This is a genomic window from Roseomonas sp. E05, assembly GCF_030063475.1.
In the GTDB taxonomy this organism is placed as follows: Bacteria; Pseudomonadota; Alphaproteobacteria; order Acetobacterales; family Acetobacteraceae; genus Pseudoroseomonas.
Window position 1 is genome coordinate 1 of the sequence record NZ_JASIRT010000052.1, and the last position, 18220, is coordinate 18220.

Consider the following 18220-nt stretch of genomic DNA (forward strand, 5'->3'; position numbering starts at 1 on the left):
GCCGATCGGCAACATCCCACCCGCCGAGGCCGAAGCCCGCTACTATGCCCGCCAGCAGGAGGTTCCCCTGGCGGCCTGACTCAAATTCACCAGCCTCCGGCAAACCCGGCGCGGTTCAGAACGGGATTTTTTGGCGACAGCGTCCGGGCGATGAGCCTGGAACGACGACGGCAGATGATCGAGCCAGAGCATCCCAGCCTGTCTGTGGTGCGGCAGTGTGAACTGGTCTCGATCAGCCGCTTGGGGTTCTATCACCGGCCTGCCGGGGAGACGCCGCTGAACCTGGAACTGATGCGGTTGAGCGACGCGCAGTTCCTGGAGACGCCCTGGTACGGGTCCCGGCAAATGGCGCGCCATCTCCGGCGGGAGGGCTACACCGTCGGCCGCAAGCGCATCCGGCGGCTGATGGCGAAAATGGGCTTGGCGCCGATCTATCAGCGACCACGGACCACGGTGCCGCATCCTGAGCACCGGGTGTTCCCCTACCTGCTGCGGGATCTGGTGATTGACCGGCCGAACCAAGTCTGGTGCGCCGACATCACCCACCTGCCCGTGCGCCGCGGCTTCCTCTACCTGGTCGCGGTGATGGACTGGGCGACGCGCAAGGTGCTGGCCTGGCGGATGTCGAACACCACGGATGTGGAGTTCTGCCTCGAAACCCTGGAAGAGGCCATGGCCCGATATGGACGACCCGAGATCTTCAACACCGACCAGGGCAGCCAGTTCACCTCGCCGCGGTTCACCGGCGTGCTGCAACGGGCTGGGGTGCGCATCTCGATGGACGGCCGCGGCCGCTGGATGGACAACGTGTTCATCGAGCGGCTGTGGCGCAGCCTGAAATACGAGTGCGTCTACCTGCACGCCTTCGAGACCGGCTCAGAGATGCGGGCCGGGCTCACACAGTGGATCGGCTACTACAACGCCGGACGCCCACACAGCGCCCTGGCGGGGCAGACCCCCGATGAGGCAGATGAGGCAGACGCGATGACAAGATTGGCGGCCTGAGAACAACCAGGACCGAGCTTATCCAGGCCGCCAATCTGTCCGGCGGATGGGGACCACCTCACTCCATCCCGATCGCACCATGCACGCGCCGCAGCGCGGCGAAGGGCGAGGGCGGCGGCGTGTAGCCGCGCGGCGTGGCGAGCGGAAAGGCGTCATAGGGGCCGAAGACGTGCACGTGGCAGCCGCAGGTGCCGGGCAGTCCAAGGCGAGCAAGGTCCGGCCTCCTGGTTCTGGCGGGCCCAGCATGCCACGGCGCGGCGGGGAAGGTGATGCGCACGGGCCGGCGCCGCGTCCTCCGGGAGGGAAGCCGTCAGGTTCCCCGCAGCGCCGGCCGCGGGTCCGCCATGCGGCGCAGGCGGGCTTCCGTGGCGGCCGGCGGGGAGGGCGCGCCATCCTCCGGCGGCGCCAGCGGGCCAGCCGCGCGCCAGCGGCCGAACTGGCGCCGCAGCGCCACCATGAAGGCGGCCTGGCCGAGGACCAAGCCGGCGACCGACCAGAGCGGCCCCGCGAGCAGGAGCGCCAGGGCTACGGCCAGGACCGAGACCACGGCGGAAAGCACGCTGGTCCGCGCTAGGCCGCGGAAGCTGCCCGCGGCCTGCAGCAGCACGCTTTCGGGCAGCGGCAAGATCCTCAGGCCGGCGACCGCCATCCAGAGCGCGACTCCGGTGGCAAGGACGCCGCGGTCATAGGAACCCGCAGCGACCAGCTCGGGCGCCAGGGCGAGGACCACCGCCGCCGCCGCTGCCGAGCCCGCCCAGGCCGCGATCAGCACCAGCCTGAAGGGGCGCATGGCGGCGATGGCGGCACCAGAGTGCCCCGCGTTGATCTGCCGCGCCATCGCCGGGCGCTCGAACTCGCCCAGTGCGTTCTGCACCACGCCGATGGGCCGGATCAGCAGCGCGCTGGCCGCCACGGGCGCGAAGGCGGCGGGGCCGCTGATCAGGGTCACGAGATAGGCATGGGCGTTGTTGGTGGCCTCGGTGGTGATGACGCCGACGAGCGACCAGCCGGCATGGCGGCGCCAGATCCCGCCATAGCCCCGCAGTTCCCGCCAGCCGAAGGGCGCGAACTGGCGGGCGAGATAGCGCCAGCCGAACGGGAGCATGCCGGCCGCCGCGGCCGCCAAGAGCGCCGCCGCGGGGCCGCCGAGCGTGGCCGGCCGGGCGGCGGCCAGCACGCCGACCCCCGCCAACAGAGCCACCCCATAGAGAAGGTCGGAAAGGATCGTCCGCTGCGGGCACCCCGCCGCATAGGCATGGGCCCGCGCGACCGTCCTGGCCAGCGCGACCGCGGCGTAGAGCGCGAAGATCGCCGCGGCGCTCGCGCCGGTGCCGAGGCTGCCGCCGAGCAGCGCGAAGCAGCCGAGCGTGGCGCCGCACAGCACGAGGTTGGCGGCGAGCAGGCAGCGGAGGCTGCCGTTCCGGCGGCTCTCGTCGGGATGGGTTTGGAGGAGGGAGAGGGGCGCGATGAACAAGGCGCTCCACACTCCGGTCGTGAACTGGAAGGTGACGAGCAGGAAGGAGAAGACGCCGAAGGCAGCCGGCGGGAGCTGGTGCAGCATCTGGATCGACAGCAGGAACTGGGCGATGGCGCCGCCGACCGGGCCGACCGCGGCACCGGCATAGCGCATGGCGCGGCTCGCCGCCGGGCGGAGTTTCTCCCGCATGTCTCAATCCCCCTTGCCGGCGGGCACGCCATAGTCGGGGCGCAGGGGCGCGAGCCGCCGGCCGCCGGCCATGGCGGGCACGATGGCCGCCTGCTCGCCGGCCGCGAGCACGAGCGCCTCATAGGCCGCGAGCTGCGACGCGAAGGCGTTGGAAGAGGCCAGCAGGCGCGAGCGGGCCGACCAGTGCCGGTAATGGGCGGGGTCGTCGAGCAGGCGGCGCAGGGCCGCGACGAGCCCGGCGGCGTCCTGCGGACCGACCACAAGGCCGCATCGCGTGCCATCCGGCGCCGTGACGCCTTCCACCTGGGCGGGGACATCCGACACCACCAGGGGGAGCGCGAGCTTCGAGGCCTCGATGAGGCTGAGGCTGTGCCCTTCGAAGAGGCTGGGCTGGACGAAGACATCCGCCTCCGAGAGGATGGCCAGCACCTCCTCGCGCGACTTCTGGCCGGCGAAGCCAAGGCGCGCCGCCACGCCGAGGCGGCGCGTGAGGTCCTGGAGCGCCTCCGCCTCTGGGCCGTGGCCGAGGATCTCGGCCTGCGTATCCGGCATCTGCGCCAGGGCCTGGATGAGGGCCGGGAAGTTCTTCTGCGGCTCCAGCCGCCCCACCGCGACCAGCTTGCGCCGATGCGCCGCCGCGCGGTCGTGGCGCGACGAGAGGTCCCGCGCGTGCTGCTCGAGCCGTGGCGGAAGCGTGTTGTGGATGGTCTGGCACTTGCGGCGGTATGCTGGCGGGCGCGTGGCCAGCGAGGCCTGCACGGTGTGCGAGACGCTGACGATCGCGTGCACCGCGGGAAGCCTCCCGGTGAAGCCGTCGAGCAGCCGCGGAAACGCGCCATAGGCGCTCACCGGCACATGGTGCGCGACGACCACCCGCGTTCCCGTCCCCGCCAGCGTCGCCGCCAGCGGCCCCAGAACGTTGGCCAGCGGCATGGAGGTGAGCACCGCCGCCGGCCTTTCCCGCCGCAGCAGGCGGACGAGCGCCCGCAGCAGGCCCGCTCCGCCCAGCGGGGTGCGGGGGCGGCGCGGGACGACGTGCAGCCAGGGGAAGCGCCCGCTTCCCGCGGGCACCGTGCGGGCGTGCGGGTAGAGGGCGGCGAAGCGGATGTCGAACCCGCGTCCGGCGAGGCCTTCGGCGATGTTGGCGGTCACCTCCTGCACGCCGCCGGCGGCCGAGTGGGTCGCCAGGAAGAGCAGCTTCCCGGCGGGAGGCGGTGCGGCATCAGTTGTCGGCGGCATGGCATTCCTGCGTGCTGGAGATGTCGTAGGGCGCAGGCGTGCAGCCGCCGGGCTGCCCGTAGATCCAGCCTGAACCCTTGTAGCCGAGGTACACGCGGCCGAAGCGGTCGGGGTCGCCGGCAACCACCGAGACCTGATCTAGCGTCCCCGCCGGAAAGCCGCCGATGCGCGTCCAGCGCGCGGCATTGTCCGTGGAGCGCCAGATCCCGTAGCGCCCGCCGACACGGCCGGAGATGAAGATGGCCGGATAGGCCGCGCCATCGGCGGCCCGGCCGAAGCCGATGTCGTCCACGCGGTCGACCGTTTCGAGGACGCGCCAGCTGGCGCCGCCATCGGTGCTGCGGCGCAGCTGCGTGTCGCTGCCGCCGTCGTAGCCCGAGGTGAAGAAGAGGTGGCCGGCCTGGCCGGGGACGGCGCGCAGCTTCGCGCTGTAGCGGCTGTCGGGCGCGATCTCGCCGGCGAAGCGCCGCTGCCACCGTGCACCGCCATCCTCCGTCGCCCAGAGGCCGGCGAGCCCCGCGTTCTCCCCTTCGCCGCTGTGGACGAGATAGAACACGCCCGGCAGCACCCGGTCCGCCGCCAGGGTCTTCCGCGTGTAGAAGTAGTGCGCGTGCGATCCCGTCAACGGCAGCACCTCGCCGGCGAGGCTCACCCGGCTCCAGGTCCTGCCGCGGTCGCGCGTGACGAAGGGCGACCTGTTGAAGGAAGGCGCCCAGACGATGTTGCGTGTGTCGTCCGCGGCGACCGCGATGGTGCCGAAGGACATGCGCCAGGGGTCGGCGGCGTCGGTGCCGGGCGGTTGGGGAAGCGCCGGGAACTTGCGCCAGCTCCGCCCGCCATCGGTGCTGTAGCCCGCGAGCACCGCGTTGCCGTCCTCGGCGCAGCAGAAGGTGCGCGTGTCGCTCGCATTGGTGACGATGAACAGCGGATCGGCGGGGCTCCAGTCGAGCTGCTGCGCCGCGATGAGCAGCCGCTCCCGCGGGCCGTAGGAGGTGGAGAACCGGTCCAGGTCTTCCTTGCGGTGCACGCCGAAATCCCAGGCAGCGAAAAGCGGCGCGCCTCCCGGCGGGCTGATGACGTCGTTGGCGACGAGTTCCTCGATGCCGCGCGTCTGGCTGATCCAGCGGAGCTGGAGCGGGGAAGGCACGAGATCGGCGTAGTAAACGCCGGTGCCGGAGGCGGCCCAGAGGCGGTCCGGGACGACGGGGTCGAAGGTGACGCGGCCGAGGATGAAGGCAGCGTTGCTGACCCGCAGCCAGGGCGGGTCGCCATCGCCGGGCCGGGTGCCGTGCCACAGCGCCCACCAGCTCCTGCCCCCGTCGGCCGACCGCCAGGCGCGGCCATTCTCGTCGAAGACGAAGACCTGCCCGTCGCGCGGATTGACGGCGACGGCGATGAAGCGGTGCGGGCCGATCTGCGGCGTCAGGTCGGTCCAGCTGCCGCCCCGGTAGCGCCAGAGCCGCGATTCCCAGGGATCGGCCGCGTAGAAGGCGCCGTCCGGGGCAAAGCTTCCCTGATTGAAGCGGCGCGGCTGCTCGCCGTCCACGGCGTCCAGGGGGCTGAAGTCCACCCCGCCATTGGCGGAGGCGAAGACGCCGGCCCCCGGCACCAGCGCCCAGACGCGCGCGCCGACTTCCCCGGGGCCGGCGGCGGCGGGCTGGAACCACAGGCTGGTTCCCGCCGTCCGATGGACCGGCACCCCCTCGGGCCGCGACCCGGCCGGCACCGAGGCGACCCGGCTCCAGCTCCTGGCGCCATCGGCCGACCGCCATACGCCGTCGCTGGGCGTGCCAAGCAGGACGAGGTCGGGATCCAGCGGGCTGACGGCGAGAAACGGGCCGGCGTGCCGGAACTCGCTGTTGGCGTCCCAGTCGAAGGGGAAGGGCGCCTCCCGCACGGGGCTGGCGAAGCTCGCGCCACGGTCGTCCGAGCGATAGACCAGGCCTTTCACCGCCATGTAGATCCGGCTGGGCCGCGAGGGCGCGACGGCGATTTCGTAGACTCCCTCGGCGACGCCGTTCTGCCGCCGGTCCGCCTCGGGCATGGAGGCGCTGTTGGCCAGCTGCACCCAGCGGTCGAGGTCCTCGCGCCAGAGATAGGCGCCGTAGACGTCGGCGCGGACCACGCGGGTCCGGCCGGCGGGGTCGGCGTCATAGCCGGTGATGAAGCCGCCCCCGCCGATTGCGACATGCCGCCACTGATAGGCTTCCTGGCCCGCCGCCTGCGCCAGCGCCACGCGCGCCCCGGCGCCCGGCCCGGCGAGGGGAAGCAGCGCGGCGAGGGCCGCCGCGAGACGGGGGAGAAGGCGTGGCGGCGGCCGGCCGGCAAGGGTGCCGCGCCCGTCCCGGAGGACGCCGGCGAGGGCCCGCGCCACGGCGGGCCAGGGCGCCGCAGCCGCGCGGAGCAAGGGGGGGCGGCGAGGGGCGGGGCGCGGCGCCACGGCCGGAGGGGCGGAGGCCGGCAGGGAGATTCGCGCCGGGGCGGGGAGGCCGGCGCCGGGCGGACCTCCGCTGCCGATCCGGGGCAGGCCGGGCCAGGCGGTCCTCACCGCAGCGCCCCGGCGATCTTCGAGACCGCCAGCACCGAGCCGGCCTCCGTGAAGTGGCTGGCGTCGAAGATCAGCGGCACCCCGGGCGCCGCATAGGCGGGGCAAGCGCCGCCGCCGCACAGCGCGCCGAGCAGCGAGACATAGGCGAAGCCCTTCTCCGCCGCGAAGGCGGCGAGGCTGCGGTCGATGCGGAGCGCGTCCTCGCGCCGCGCCGCCTCGGCATAGGCGGGATCCCGCCGCTCGATGCCAATGGCGAGCAGGCGCGGCAGGCCGCCTGCGTATTCGGGCCCGGGGCCGATGATGACCGCCTCGATCCCCTTGGCGCGGAACATCTCCACCGTGCGTCCGAGGTCCTCCAGCCAGTGCGGGCTCCAGCCCGGCGATCCCGCGGCCAGGCCGCCACTCCAGGCGGAGGAGAGCCAGACCTTGGTGATCCTCCGCTCGCCGGGGAGCTGGTTGACCGCCATCTCGACGAGCTGCGGGCAGGCGAGGCTGACGACGGGCTGCAGCACCGCCGTCGCCGGGCAGAGCACGCCGGTGGCCTGGAGGATGTTGGCCTCGGGGAAGGCCGCCCGGAGGCCCGGGTAGAGGTGCGCGGCGTGGCTGTCCCCGAGGAGGAGGTAGCTGGGGCGGCCGGACAGGTCGGGCAGGCAGCCTGGCCGGTCGAAATCGGCGAAGCGGTCGGTCCGTTCGAGGAAGCAGCGGCCCTGCCGGTAGGGGATGGCAGGGTCATAGGCGAGGTACGATGCCACCGCGGCCGCCTGCGGCGAGAAGCGGCCGGGCAGGCCGCCGCTGCCGGCCAGCACCAGCCCCATCGTGGCGAGCAAGCCCGCCATCGTCGCCGAGCCGGCGAGGAGCAGCCTGGTCGGGACCCGCCGGCGGTCGCGGGTGGTCCTTTCCACCGCCCACCAGGACAGCACCGCGAGAACGAAAGAAAGGGCGAAGACGCCGCCGCGGGCGAGGAGCTTTGAATCCGTCTCCGCGAAGATCAGCCCGGCGCGGTACGCTACCATCACCGGCCAGTGCCAGAGATAGAGGGAGTACGAGACCAGGCCGATGAAGGCGATCGGCCGCCAGGACAGCAGCCGCGCCACCACGCTGCCGCCCGTCTCGCCGCCGAGGATGATCAGCGCGGCGCCGAGGCAGGGCGGCAGGGCCGCCAGCCCGGGGAAGGGCGAAAGCGGCGTGAGCAGCGCCATCGAGGCGAGGATCAGGACCAGGCCCGCCGCCGTCGCCAGGTTGCGCGTGAGCGGGCGGCGCGGGGCGGGCAGCATGCCGAACGCCAGGAAGCTGCCGAGCAGCAGTTCCCAGGCCCGCGTGGCCAGGCTGTAGAAGGCCGTCAGCGGGTAGAGGTAGGCCGCCGGGATGCTGAGCGCGAGCGAGGCGAGGAAGATGGCGAGGAGGACCCCGCGGAACCCGGCGCCGCCGCGGCGATACAGGAGAAGGGCGAGCAACGGGAAGAAAAGGTAGAACTGCTCCTCGACCGAGAGCGACCAGGTGTGCAGCAGCGCCTGACTCTCGGTCAGCACCGAGAAGTAATCGGTGGTGGCCCAGAAGTAGATGTTGGAAACCGAGCCGAGCGCCGCCAGCAGCGCCACGCCGAAGCCACGGCTCTCGGCCGGAAGGTCATGGGCCAGGCTCATCCCGAGCGTGGCGAGGAGGACCAGGGAATAGGCGGGGAAGATCCGCCGCAGGCGGTGCTCGTAGAAGCTGCCCAGGCTGAAGGTGCCCCGGTCGAGGCGCTGGAACACGTTGCGGCTGATCAGGTAGCCGGAGATCACGAAGAAGATGTCGACCCCGACATAGCCGCCCCGCAGGAAGGACTGGGCGATGTGGAAGATGACGACCGGCAGCACGGCCAGCGCGCGGAGGCCGTCAATGTCCGCTCGCCAGCCGGCCTGCGCGGTGTTCCCCGCCGCCGCCGCTTCCAGGCTCTCGCTCCCCGGCGCCGCATCCGGCATGAGCTCCAGCGGCAGGTCCTCGCGGCGCAGGGCGGTGTTGGTCATCGCGAACCTCGGCTGGTTTGCGCCGCTTGGCGGCGCGAGAGGGCCGCCCGGCGGGCGGCGGCGCTGGGGTCAGTCATGCGTCTTCGTCATCAGGTGATAGGTGGCGAGCGGGTTCGTCGCGAGGTAGCGCGGCCCCAGTCGGCGTGGCTCCTTCGCCGCGCGGTGGAGCCACTCGAGGCCCGCCTTCTGCATCCAGCGCGGCGCCCGGGGCACGGTGCCCGCCATGTGGTCGAAGAGGCCGCCGCAGGTGCGCAGCCAGGCGAGGCCGGCGAGGCGCGCCTGGTTGGCCACGGCGAAGGCCTCCTGCCGCGGGCTGCCGAGGCCCAGCCAGAGGATGTCGGTGCGCAGGCGCACCACCTCCGCGCAGATGCCGGCCACCTCCGCGTCGCCGAAGTAGCCATGCCGGGTGCCGGCCACCTGAAGGCGGGGATAGCGCAGGAGCAGGCGCTCGGCCGCGCAGGCGGCGACGCCGGGAGCCGAGCCGAGGAAGTAGAACCGGATTCCCTCCCGTTCCGCCGCCGCGCAGGCATCCTCGATGAAGTCGGTCGTCGCGACGCGCTCGCGCAGCGGCTGCCGGCAGAGCAGGCGCGAGGCCATGACCAGGGGCATGCCGTCGGCGTCGACCAGGTCCGCCTTGTCGATCAGGGCGCGGAAGCCTGGATCGCGGTGGTAGGCAGCGATCACCGAGCCGTTGGAGGAGAAGACGAGCTGGGGGCGTTGCGCCGTTCCGGCCCGCGCCAGCGCCGTCTGCGCCACCATGCGCTGGGCCAGCTCGGCGCGCGTGGACCTAGCGGTGTCGATGCCGCCGACGCGGAGTGTCTGGACCGGCGGGAGGGGAGCGGGCTGCGCGGCATCCCCCGTCCTGATAGGGTTGAGCATCATGACGCGACTCGTTGCTGTCGGGGTTGCAGAGGGGTGGGCCGCGCCTGCGCCGGGCTGCCGCCGCGCGCCGCGGCGGCGCTGCTGCGTGCCAGCAGGCAATAGGCGACGACCATGATCGGCCAGATCGACGTCGCCCGGTCCATGAGCGAGCTCTCCAGCAGGTCCCGCAGGCATCCGAACACCAGGATGGATGCGAGCAGCGGACGGGAGACGCCCGGGGCGAGGGGCGCGTAGAGCAGCCGGTGGAGGGGCGCCAGGATCAGCGAGCCAACCACCAGCGCGAGCCCGACGGCGCCTGTCTGGACCAGGAGGTCGAGGTAGCCGTTATGGGCCTGGTAGATGGTGGTGAGCCAGCCGGAGGTGTAATCCAGCACCGGGCTTGCCTCGCCGATGCCCCAGAAGGAGCCGTAGCCGGAGCCGAGCAGCAGGTTGTCGGCGGCGAAGTCGGTGAGGATCGGCCAGATCTGCACCCGCCCGGTCAGGGAGTCCGGCGCGGCCAGGAAGTCGGCCAGCTCGGCGGAGAGCGCATCCCAGCTGATGAGCAGGGCGGGCACGACGGTTCCAACGAGGATGACCAGCCCGAGACGCCGGAAGGTGGCGTGGCGGAAGCCCGCGTCGATCAGGAATCCCGCGGCCAGGGCGGCGACCACGAAGGCGAGGGAGGTCTTGGAATGGGTCTGCGCCAGGAATACGGCGGCGAGCAGCACGAGCGCGGCGCCGCAGATCCGTGAGCGCAGCCGTATGGCCTCATGCAGGAAGAGGATCAGCGCCACGGCGGCAAAGCCGCCCGCCTCGTTCTTATCCTCGTGGATGCCGCGCCAGCTGCCCACGATGGACTGGTCGAGTTCCCCTGGCAGGTGGATGGCGTGGTGCAACAGGCCGATCGCCAGCCAGTCGCCCAGCAGGACCGTCGTGAAGGCGGCGGTGAGGATGCTCGTCGCGCGCCGGGGGGACATCCCGTCGAGGCAATAGGTGATGGTCATGATGACGATGCTGGTGAAGGCGATGCGCCGGACGGCGGTGCCCGGGTCGATCGCCCAGAGGACGCTCAGCCAGAACCAGGCGAGCACCGGCACGAAGGGGAAGGGCAGCGAGAGAAGCGCGCGCCACCCGCCCTGGCCGAGACGCACGGCGGCGGCGAGCGCGAAGACGCCCAGGAACAGAACCTGCTTGATGGCGTCCCCGGACGTGGGGTCGGCCATGGCGCTGTCATCGACCGTGCCGAGGATGATCTTCGGCGCGTTCGCCGTGAAGCAGAGGGCCACTGCGGCGAAGAAGACGGCACCCTGCACGCGCTTGGGGCTGAGGCGGCGCGTGCCCGGGATGCCGCCGGTGGCCGGGAAGCCCGCGCCCGGGAAACCTGTTCCCGCGCCCATCACCGCCGCCGGCTCACGAGCAGCGCGCAGCCGAGCCCCAGCATGAGGCTGAACACGGCGGCGGCGGGAAGCAGCAGGCGGTAGTTCGGGAAGGCTGGGCGGGTCGCCTCGGTGGCCTCCTGGATCACCTTGACGGAAGCCAAGCGGGAGGCCTGGAGCTCCGCCGCGATCTGCTCGTCGACGGAGCGCGTGGCGTAGAGATCGGTGTTGTAGGCGGCCTGCTTGACGGCCTGCTTCAGCCGCTCGATCTCGTCCGCCCTGCGCGAGAGCCGGTCCAGCTCGGTGGCGACCCTGACATGCTCCTGATCGAGCTGGGTCAGCAGGTTCTGGGTTCCCTGGATCTCCGCGCCCAGGCGGAACAAGGTCGTCATCGAGCTCTGGTAGACCTGGACCAGCAGCAGCGGCGGGTCGGATGTCCGGTCGTCCCGCAGATCGCCGATGCGGCTTGGCACGTTCGGCCGGTCACCGCTGAAGGCGTCCACCAGCGAGGAGACGTAGGAGGAGCGGGCCACGGGCGCGAGCTTGCGCAGGGTCTCGCCAAGCATCTGCCGCTGGCCCTGCTTCTCCGACAGCTCGCCGCGCCCCGTGGCCATCTTGGCCTCGAGGTCGCTCAGCCGGCGCAGCAGCAAGGCGCGTTGCTCGTCGATGGAATAGATCCTGTTCTCCGCAGCAAAGCGCTCGAGCGCCGCCGCCGCCTGGCGGTGCTCATCCTCGAAGCGGTCCTTCTGCTGGCGGAAGAACTCGACGGCGCCGGGCCGGGACGAGAGGGCGACCTGGCGGTCCGCGAAGGCTTGGCCGATGGCGTTGGCGAAGCGCGCCGCCAGCACCGGGTCGGGATCCCGGAAGGAGATCTGCAGGACGTTGGAATTGGCCTCGCTGCGCACACGCAGCCTTTCCCGCACGTCGGCGATGGCGCCCGCCATCGGCGAGAGCGGGCGCTCCACGGCGGAGATCGGCCCGAACAGGCGCTCCCGCGCCTCGTTGATGAGGGAATGCTTCCCGGAGGGTGGCGGCGGCGCGTAGCCGGCGCCGATGGCGGTGATGGCGGCCTGGATGACCTCGTTGCTCTGCGCGATCTGCGTCAGGGCGACGGCATTGTTGCCCTGCGGGCGGACCGGCTCGCGGGTGGTCTCCAGGCTGCTCTGCCCGGCCAGCAACAGGGTCGTCCCCTCGTAGACCGGCTTCAGCGAGAGGATGGCGACCGTGCTCGTGGCGAAGGCGGCGGAGGTGATGAGCAGGAAGATCAGCCGCTGCTTCCAGATCGCGCCGACCGAGGCGCCGACGGCATTCTCGATCGACTTGTCGAGCGTCGTCATGTCCATGAGGGCGTGTCCTTGGCCGGGACGGCGAGGGCGGGCGCAGGCGCATCGGGGTGGGAAGGGGTGCCGGGCGCCGGGCGGTGCGGCATGGGCCGCCGCTCCGGCCCGGCCTGAAGCAGGGTCGCGATCTCGGCCGAGGGCAGCGGCGTGCGCGGGTCCCTCCGCCGGCGCAGCGCGCCGCCGATCAGCCCAGCCGCGCCCGCGTTCCATGTGGCCAGCGAATAGAGGCCGAGGCGCAGCCCGCCCCGCCGCCACGCCAGGAAGGCGAGCGGCAGGCCCAGCAGCAGCGCCGCGGCCCCGAGCTTGGCGTGGAGGGCGAGGGGGGCCGGCGCCAGCGCGATCAGCAGCAGCCACCAGAGGATCACGGCGGCGGCGTTCCGGACATGGGCGAGCCGGCGGATGACCAGCGGGAAGTGCGGCGCGCCGAGCGCCGCGCGCAGCGTCTCGCCCGCTCCGCCGGCATAGCCGGAGCGCAGGCGCCGCCAGAGGAGGCCGTAGCCGCCCGTGCAGTGCCCGAAATGCCGCACCGCCGGGAGATCGATGCGGGCGAGCGTCCAGCCACGCGCCGCCAGCCGCGCGGCGAGCTCGAACTCCTCGAAGGAATGGAGGTTCGCATCGGCCAGGTAGCCGACCTCGCGGATGGCGGCACACCGGTAGAGGCCGCCGCAATCGAGGCGGTCCACCGTGCCGGCACGCCAGTGCGCGCCCGCCGCCGTGGCCTCGGCGCGGATCTGGAACTCCTCGTTGGCGCGGTTGACCTCCTCGACGCGGCCGCCGACCCCGGCCACGCGGGGATGGCTCTCCAGGAAGCGGATCGCGGCGGGCAGGAAGTCCGGATCGATGAGCATGTCGCCGTCGAGCAGGTAGAAGTAGTCGCCGCGCGCGTGCTGGAAGGCGAGCTGCGCGCCGGCGCCGCAGCTGCGGCGAGCGCGATCGGTGAGCTGCACGATGCGGACCGGGTAGCGGCGCGCGATCTCCACGGTGTGGTCGGCCGAGCCGCAGTCGGCGAGGATCACCTCGGCGCCGAGGGGCCCGGCGGCGGCAAGCGCGCTGGCGATGGCGGCGGCGATGTGCCGCTCCTCGTTGTAAGCCTTGATGCCGATGGTCAGGGCAGGGTGCAGGGATGCCGCGGCGGGCAGAACCCTTGGCGCCATGCCCCCCAGGACGGCGGCCGCGGGGATGGGGGCGCCGCTCACCCGGACAGCTCCGCGCTGTCGAGCTGCAGCGCGCCGGCCGTGTCCCGCTGCGCCGGCGGCGGCGGCACGTGCCGCGTCCCGGCGTAGCCCTCCGGATTCTTCAGGCGCCAGCGATAGGCCGTCTCCACCATGGCGTGCAGCGCGCCGAAGCGTGGCCTCCACCCCGTCGCCGCCCGGAGGCGGTCGCTGGCGGCCACGAGGGCCGGTGGGTCGCCTGGGCGCCGCACGCCGAGGCGATGGGGAACCGGGCAGCCGGTTACCTCGGCGACGGCCCCGATCACCTCCTTGACGGAAAAGCCACGGCCGTTGCCGAGATTGAAGCTGCGGCCGGTCCCCTCGGCGAGCAGACCGAGGACGCGCAGGTGCGCGTCGGCCAGGTCGGTCACATGGACGTAGTCCCGCAGGCAGGTGCCGTCGGGCGTCGGGTAGTCGTCGCCGAAGACCGTGAGCGGCGCGCGGCGGCCGAGCGCGGCGTCGATGGCGAGCGGAATGAGATGGGTTTCCGGGGCGTGGTCCTCGCCGCGCTGTCCTGCGGGGTCGGCGCCCGCGGCGTTGAAGTAGCGCAGGGAGGCCCAGCGCAGCCCGTGCAGCTCCGAAGCCCAGGCGAGGCCCTGCTCGGCCATCAGCTTCGAGGCGCCATAGGCCGAGGCAGGGGCGGTCGGCTCATCCTCGGTGATCGGGGCGCAGGCCGGATCGCCATAGACTGCGGCGGTCGAGGACAGCACAAAGCGGCTGCAGCCGCCACGCATCGCCGCCCTGGCGAGCGTCATGGTGTTGCCCACGTTCTTGGCGATGTAGTGCAGCGGATCGCGCATGCTGTCGCCGACCACCGACAGCGCGGCGAGATGGATCACGCCTTGGAAGCCCCAGGACGCGAAGACCGCGTCCATCGCCGCCGCGTCGCCCACATCGGCGCGGACGAACTCCGCCCCTTCCGGGACGGCCTCGGCGTGCCCCTGCTGCAGGTTATCGACCACGACAACGCGGTGGCCGCCGTCGAGGAGCGCGGCCGCGACGTGGCTGCCGATATATCCCGCCCCGCCGGACACTAGGTATGTTGACATCGTCCTCTCGGCTTTCCTGCTGTTGCTTCCGCCGCGCGGGCGGCTGCCGTTCGGTGAGGGTTGCGGGTCAGTCGGCCTTGAGGGTCGCGAAGCGGCCCATGGCGGTGAGCGCCAGGATCTTCAGGTCGAGGGCCAGGCTCCAATTCGAGATGTACCAGAGGTCCAGGCTCACCCGCCGGAAGGCCTTCGGCAGCGTGTCCACCTCGCCGCGCGAGCCGTTGACCTGCGCCCAGCCGGTGATGCCCGGCTTGACGCGGTGCCGCACCGGATAGCTCGCGACCACGCGGTGGTAGTACTCGCCCTCCACCTTCATGCGGACGGCGTGGGGACGGGGGCCGACGAGCGACATGTCCCCGCGCAGTACGTTGAAGAGCTGCGGCAGCTCGTCGATGCTGAGGCGGCGCAGCACCCGCCCGACGCGGGTGACGCGCGGGTCCGCCGCGCGCGTGCGCACCTCGCCGGTCGCATCGCCCTGGTCGATATACATCGAGCGCAGCTTCCAGATCTCCATCGCGCGGCCGCCGCAGCCGAAGCGGACCTGTCGGAAGAAGGCCGGGCCTGGAGATTCAAGCTTGACCAGCAGCGCCGCGACCAGGATGAGCGGCCCGAAGGCGACCAGCGCGACGATGCCGCCTACCAGGTCGAGCGCGCGCTTGGTAAGGCCGGCGGGTCCGACCAGCAGGTTCGGCACCAGTTCCACCACCTCGCTGATGGGCGCATGGGTCGCCCGCGCGTCCTGGTAAGCGTAGATGGCGATTGGAAGCTCGGCGATCCGGTCGAGGATGGCGCAGATCTCGGCCTGCGGGATGCCTGCGAGGACCACGGTCTCGACGCGGCCGTCCTCAACCATCTCGCGGAGGGCAGGGATGTCCGCGCCCGCCGTGTAGGGCAGCGAGGCGACAACAGGGCTGCGGGCTTGGCCGCCGAAGGAGGAGGCCAGGCGGTGCGCCTCCTCGGTGTCGCCGAGCAGCGCCACGCCGCCATCCGCCAGGCCCCAGCCGGATTTCCGGATCAGGGCGCGCATGACGAAGACGGACAGGCTGCTCAGCACGGCCCAGGCAAGCAGCCAGCCGGTCTCGGAGCGGTTGTTCAGGAGCTGGGCGAGGAGAAGCGGCAAGAAAGCCGCGGCAACGCAGAGCGCTGCGGCCCCGGGGCTGGAATGGCGAAGCGCCAGCGGGTGCCGGTCCTTTTCAGCAACGAGGCGGCGCGCGGCATGGGTGAGCACCAGCACAGCAAGCGACATGGGAAAGATCGCCCCGAGGAAATCCGCGTTGCCGAACCACGCTTGATGGAAGGCGCAGCCGAGAACGACGATGAACGCGATTTCCAAGGACCAGCAGGCGATATGCACCGTCTGCCGGAAGACGATGTTGCGCGCTGCGGTTTGAACGGAAGCGTAGGCGGAGAAACGAACTTCCCCATCTTCCTGAGCGATGTTCCAGAGGGTTTGCGGGGATGGTCTGGCCGGCTCGTGGAGCGTGTCCAGTTGGCGGTAATGCGTATTCATTACCTTCCTCCGTCTCGCGGTTCGAGGTTGAAGCCATGCCGTACCCGTATTGTGCAACGCGGCATTTAATTCGTATACGCAACAGGATGCGGCAGGAGGAACTCCTCAAAAGTATAGGTTTCTGCGACGCACCTTCCCTCTTTGAGTGATTAAAAAACTTTTCTGCAACTTATTGTAGAATCCTAAGCCTGTTGATCAAACAGGTAAGCGCCTGCATTGCACAGCCTATTCTATTGAATCATATAGAAAATACGTAGATGATAGCTAATATAACAATTCACTCAGGGCGATATTTAAGGCAAAAGCGATATGATTTTTCTACTATAAGACGAGATCACAAGTTTCTTCACTAATCCGTTATTTATTGAAACTTTCAAGCCTGATACATGGGTTCTCATACTGAATTCCTGTTTCATTTTTATTTATTTATCTACGTTATAATCATTTTTTATACTCATCAGATACGACTTCCTGCTCGCCCTGGTTGGAGGGGGAATGGTTCTGCGATCATCGCTGCCAGGGAACGATGATCGCTATGGTGGATTTGCTTTTCGAACCCCTCGGGTGAAGCGGGGCTTGCCCGCGGCATTGACCGGGTGGAGGGTTCCTGCCAGCCGAGCGCACCAAGGGCGACGAGTGCGACCTATTTCTTTCGTTCGTGTATAACAAAGGAAATCGCGCGCCCGCACATCCGCTCCGCCCGCGGGCGCCGGGGCCCCGGAACGCCCCTTTCCCGTCGGGCATTCCAACAGCAGCGGGGGATCAGCCGGGGCGGCGACGCAGCCCCAGGCTTTGCGTCAGAGCCACACGGAGCCTGTCCGTATGCGCCTCGGTGAAACAGCTGAAGACATAGCCGCAGACCGCGAGCAGGACGAACAGCGACACGCCCCAGAGCAACGGTGCCAGCCCGGCCGGAAGCAGCCGCAGTTCAGGGTCCGCCCGGCCCTGCAGGAAGGTCAGCACAGAATGCAAGATCGGAGCATGGACGAGGTAAAGGCTGTAGGAGAAGCCGGCGAACAGCGCATGCCATTCGGCAAAGGGAAGCGCGCCATCGTTCCTGGAAAAACGTGTCGCCAGCAGCGTGCTTGCGAAGGCGATTCCGACGAGGAGCTTTACGGCGCCGGATGGGAGGAGAGGCAGCAGAAACGGATAGGCCAGCGCGGCGAGCGCCGCGAGCAGCCAGGCACCGCGTTGCGACCGCAGGAGAGGCCAGGGGCAAACGCGCGCCGCAACCCCCAGCAGCCACACCAGAAACGAGCCGAGCATTCCGGGATTGAAGACGAGGAGAAACGCCAGGATGGCGGCCGCTCCCGCCAGTGCCGCCACCATGCCCCGGCCCCGCGCCCAGAACGGCGCCAGAAGCAGCGGGAAGAGCGCATAGTACCAAACCTCGTAGGCGAGGCTCCAGAGCGGACGGTTGCTGCCCAGCGGCGGTGCGACAAGGGTTTGCAGGCACAGGAGGTTCGACAGGACGGCCCAAGCCGTATAGGCCTCCGGCGTCTCCTGCCCGGCACTCCCGAGCCCGTATTGGAAGATGCGCGCCCCATCCAGCACATAGCCGAGAACGAGCGCCGGAATCAGCACGGCATAGATCCGCGCGGTGCGGTTCACCGCATAGCCGGCAAGCACGAAGCTCCGCGCCTGGATGCTGGCGAGGACGCCGCCGCCGACAAGAAACCCGCTGCTCACGAAAAACCACAGCACCGCCTGATCACCACAGTTCAGCAACGCGTAAAGGAGCGCCTGCCATGCTCCGCGATGCTCCACCGGCAGTTCCGCCCAGGGCATGAGCACATTGGTTCCCAGATGGAAGACCAGCACGAGGGCGGCGGCGACCCAGCGGGACAGGTCGAGAACGCCAGAGACGCGCGGCGTGATCTGCTTCCCGATCCGGACCGAGCGCAGGAATCTGGCAAGCGATGCCACCGCCGGGCGGAGAGGCGGGACTGAGGGGGCGGAGGAAATCATGGCGTATCCGAAATGATCGTTCTAGTCTTTACCGCGGCGCAGCATGAAGGGGACTCAAGACTGCGCGAGCGCTGCGGGTCGCACCGGCTCCCGATGCGGCTCATGGATGCGGAAGCGGACATGCGTCCGGGCCATGCCGCTGCATGGCCGTACCGGCCACGATCCTTGCCCGCAGAGCGGAATACCGCTCATCGGCTGACCTGCCCGGCTGCTGGGTGGCGCGGAAGTCCGTTGCCGCCTGTAAAAGTTTGGGACAAACCCTGGTGTGAGGCGTTGAGGGGGGATGGCGCTTCTCGTTCCTGACGACCTCTGGGCTGTGGTCGAACCGCTGCTGCCGCGGGAGCGTCCGAAGCCGAAAGGCGGCTGCCCGCGAGCCTCTGACCGCGTGGCCCTTGCCGGGATCCTGTTCGTGCTGCGGACTGGGCATCCACTGGCATGAACTTC

General features: G+C 70.5%; 11 protein-coding genes and 2 pseudogenes. 2 read left to right on the forward strand and 11 right to left on the reverse strand.

Annotation, left to right across the window (positions count from 1 at the left end; translation table 11 throughout):
• Positions 1-126 precede the first annotated feature (126 nt).
• Positions 127-1005 (forward strand): annotated as a pseudogene (locus tag QMO56_RS25480) (IS3 family transposase); the annotation flags it as partial.
• Between the two features lie 310 nt (positions 1006-1315).
• Here QMO56_RS25480 and QMO56_RS25485 read toward each other — a convergent pair.
• The 11 genes from QMO56_RS25485 to QMO56_RS25535 form a co-directional block, all read right to left on the reverse strand.
• Positions 1316-2671, reverse strand: a complete 1356-nt coding sequence (locus tag QMO56_RS25485) for a hypothetical protein (protein ID WP_283530276.1) — start codon at positions 2669-2671, stop codon at positions 1316-1318.
• 3 nt (positions 2672-2674) lie between these two features.
• Positions 2675-3910, reverse strand: coding sequence for a glycosyltransferase (locus QMO56_RS25490; protein WP_283530278.1), 1236 nt, complete (start codon positions 3908-3910; stop codon positions 2675-2677).
• The gene (locus QMO56_RS25495) at positions 3894-6317 is read right to left on the reverse strand and encodes a hypothetical protein (RefSeq protein ID WP_283530280.1); all 2424 of its coding nucleotides are present in this window, start codon (positions 6315-6317) and stop codon (positions 3894-3896) included. The genes QMO56_RS25490 and QMO56_RS25495 overlap by 17 nt, the downstream gene beginning before the upstream one ends.
• Before the next feature lie 137 nt (positions 6318-6454).
• Positions 6455-8464, reverse strand: a complete 2010-nt coding sequence (locus QMO56_RS25500) for an acyltransferase family protein (protein ID WP_283530281.1) — start codon at positions 8462-8464, stop codon at positions 6455-6457.
• 69 nt (positions 8465-8533) lie between these two features.
• Positions 8534-9346 carry a WecB/TagA/CpsF family glycosyltransferase gene (locus tag QMO56_RS25505; protein WP_283530283.1) on the reverse strand — a complete coding sequence of 271 codons (813 nt, stop codon included), beginning with the start codon at positions 9344-9346 and terminating at the stop codon, positions 8534-8536.
• Positions 9343-10722 (reverse strand): O-antigen ligase, encoded by a 1380-nt coding sequence (locus QMO56_RS25510; RefSeq protein ID WP_283530285.1) that lies wholly within the window; start codon positions 10720-10722, stop codon positions 9343-9345. Before QMO56_RS25510 ends, QMO56_RS25505 begins: the two co-directional genes overlap by 4 nt.
• The gene (locus tag QMO56_RS25515; protein WP_283530287.1) at positions 10722-12044 is read right to left on the reverse strand and encodes a hypothetical protein; all 1323 of its coding nucleotides are present in this window, start codon (positions 12042-12044) and stop codon (positions 10722-10724) included. Before QMO56_RS25515 ends, QMO56_RS25510 begins: the two co-directional genes overlap by 1 nt.
• Entirely contained in the window at positions 12035-13237 is a 1203-nt protein-coding gene (locus tag QMO56_RS25520; protein ID WP_283530289.1) for a glycosyltransferase, read from the reverse strand. Before QMO56_RS25520 ends, QMO56_RS25515 begins: the two co-directional genes overlap by 10 nt.
• The gene (gene galE, locus QMO56_RS25525; RefSeq protein WP_283530290.1) at positions 13234-14301 is read right to left on the reverse strand and encodes a UDP-glucose 4-epimerase GalE; all 1068 of its coding nucleotides are present in this window, start codon (positions 14299-14301) and stop codon (positions 13234-13236) included. Before galE ends, QMO56_RS25520 begins: the two co-directional genes overlap by 4 nt.
• A 67-nt stretch (positions 14302-14368) precedes the next feature.
• Positions 14369-15631 (reverse strand): exopolysaccharide biosynthesis polyprenyl glycosylphosphotransferase, encoded by a 1263-nt coding sequence (locus QMO56_RS25530; RefSeq protein WP_283530292.1) that lies wholly within the window; start codon positions 15629-15631, stop codon positions 14369-14371.
• A 939-nt stretch (positions 15632-16570) separates the two neighbouring features.
• Positions 16571-17776 (reverse strand): acyltransferase, encoded by a 1206-nt coding sequence (locus tag QMO56_RS25535; protein WP_283530294.1) that lies wholly within the window; start codon positions 17774-17776, stop codon positions 16571-16573.
• Between the two features lie 283 nt (positions 17777-18059).
• Between QMO56_RS25535 and QMO56_RS25540 the strand changes: the two are divergent.
• Positions 18060-18200: pseudogene (locus QMO56_RS25540) on the forward strand (transposase); the annotation flags it as partial.
• Between the last annotated feature and the right edge of the window lie 20 nt (positions 18201-18220).

What these genes read in the sequence shown, in the direction of transcription:
- QMO56_RS25515 (WP_283530287.1), bottom strand. Translation starts at nt 12,044, where the DNA reads ATGGACATGACGACGCTCGACAAGTCGATCGAGAATGCCGTCGGCGCC.
- QMO56_RS25500 (WP_283530281.1), bottom strand. Translation starts at nt 8,464, where the DNA reads ATGACCAACACCGCCCTGCGCCGCGAGGACCTGCCGCTGGAGCTCATG.
- QMO56_RS25510 (WP_283530285.1), bottom strand. Translation starts at nt 10,722, where the DNA reads ATGGGCGCGGGAACAGGTTTCCCGGGCGCGGGCTTCCCGGCCACCGGC.
- QMO56_RS25490 (WP_283530278.1), bottom strand. Translation starts at nt 3,910, where the DNA reads ATGCCGCCGACAACTGATGCCGCACCGCCTCCCGCCGGGAAGCTGCTC.
- galE (WP_283530290.1), bottom strand. Translation starts at nt 14,301, where the DNA reads ATGTCAACATACCTAGTGTCCGGCGGGGCGGGATATATCGGCAGCCAC.
- QMO56_RS25505 (WP_283530283.1), bottom strand. Translation starts at nt 9,346, where the DNA reads ATGATGCTCAACCCTATCAGGACGGGGGATGCCGCGCAGCCCGCTCCC.
- QMO56_RS25485 (WP_283530276.1), bottom strand. Translation starts at nt 2,671, where the DNA reads ATGCGGGAGAAACTCCGCCCGGCGGCGAGCCGCGCCATGCGCTATGCC.
- QMO56_RS25535 (WP_283530294.1), bottom strand. Translation starts at nt 17,776, where the DNA reads ATGATTTCCTCCGCCCCCTCAGTCCCGCCTCTCCGCCCGGCGGTGGCA.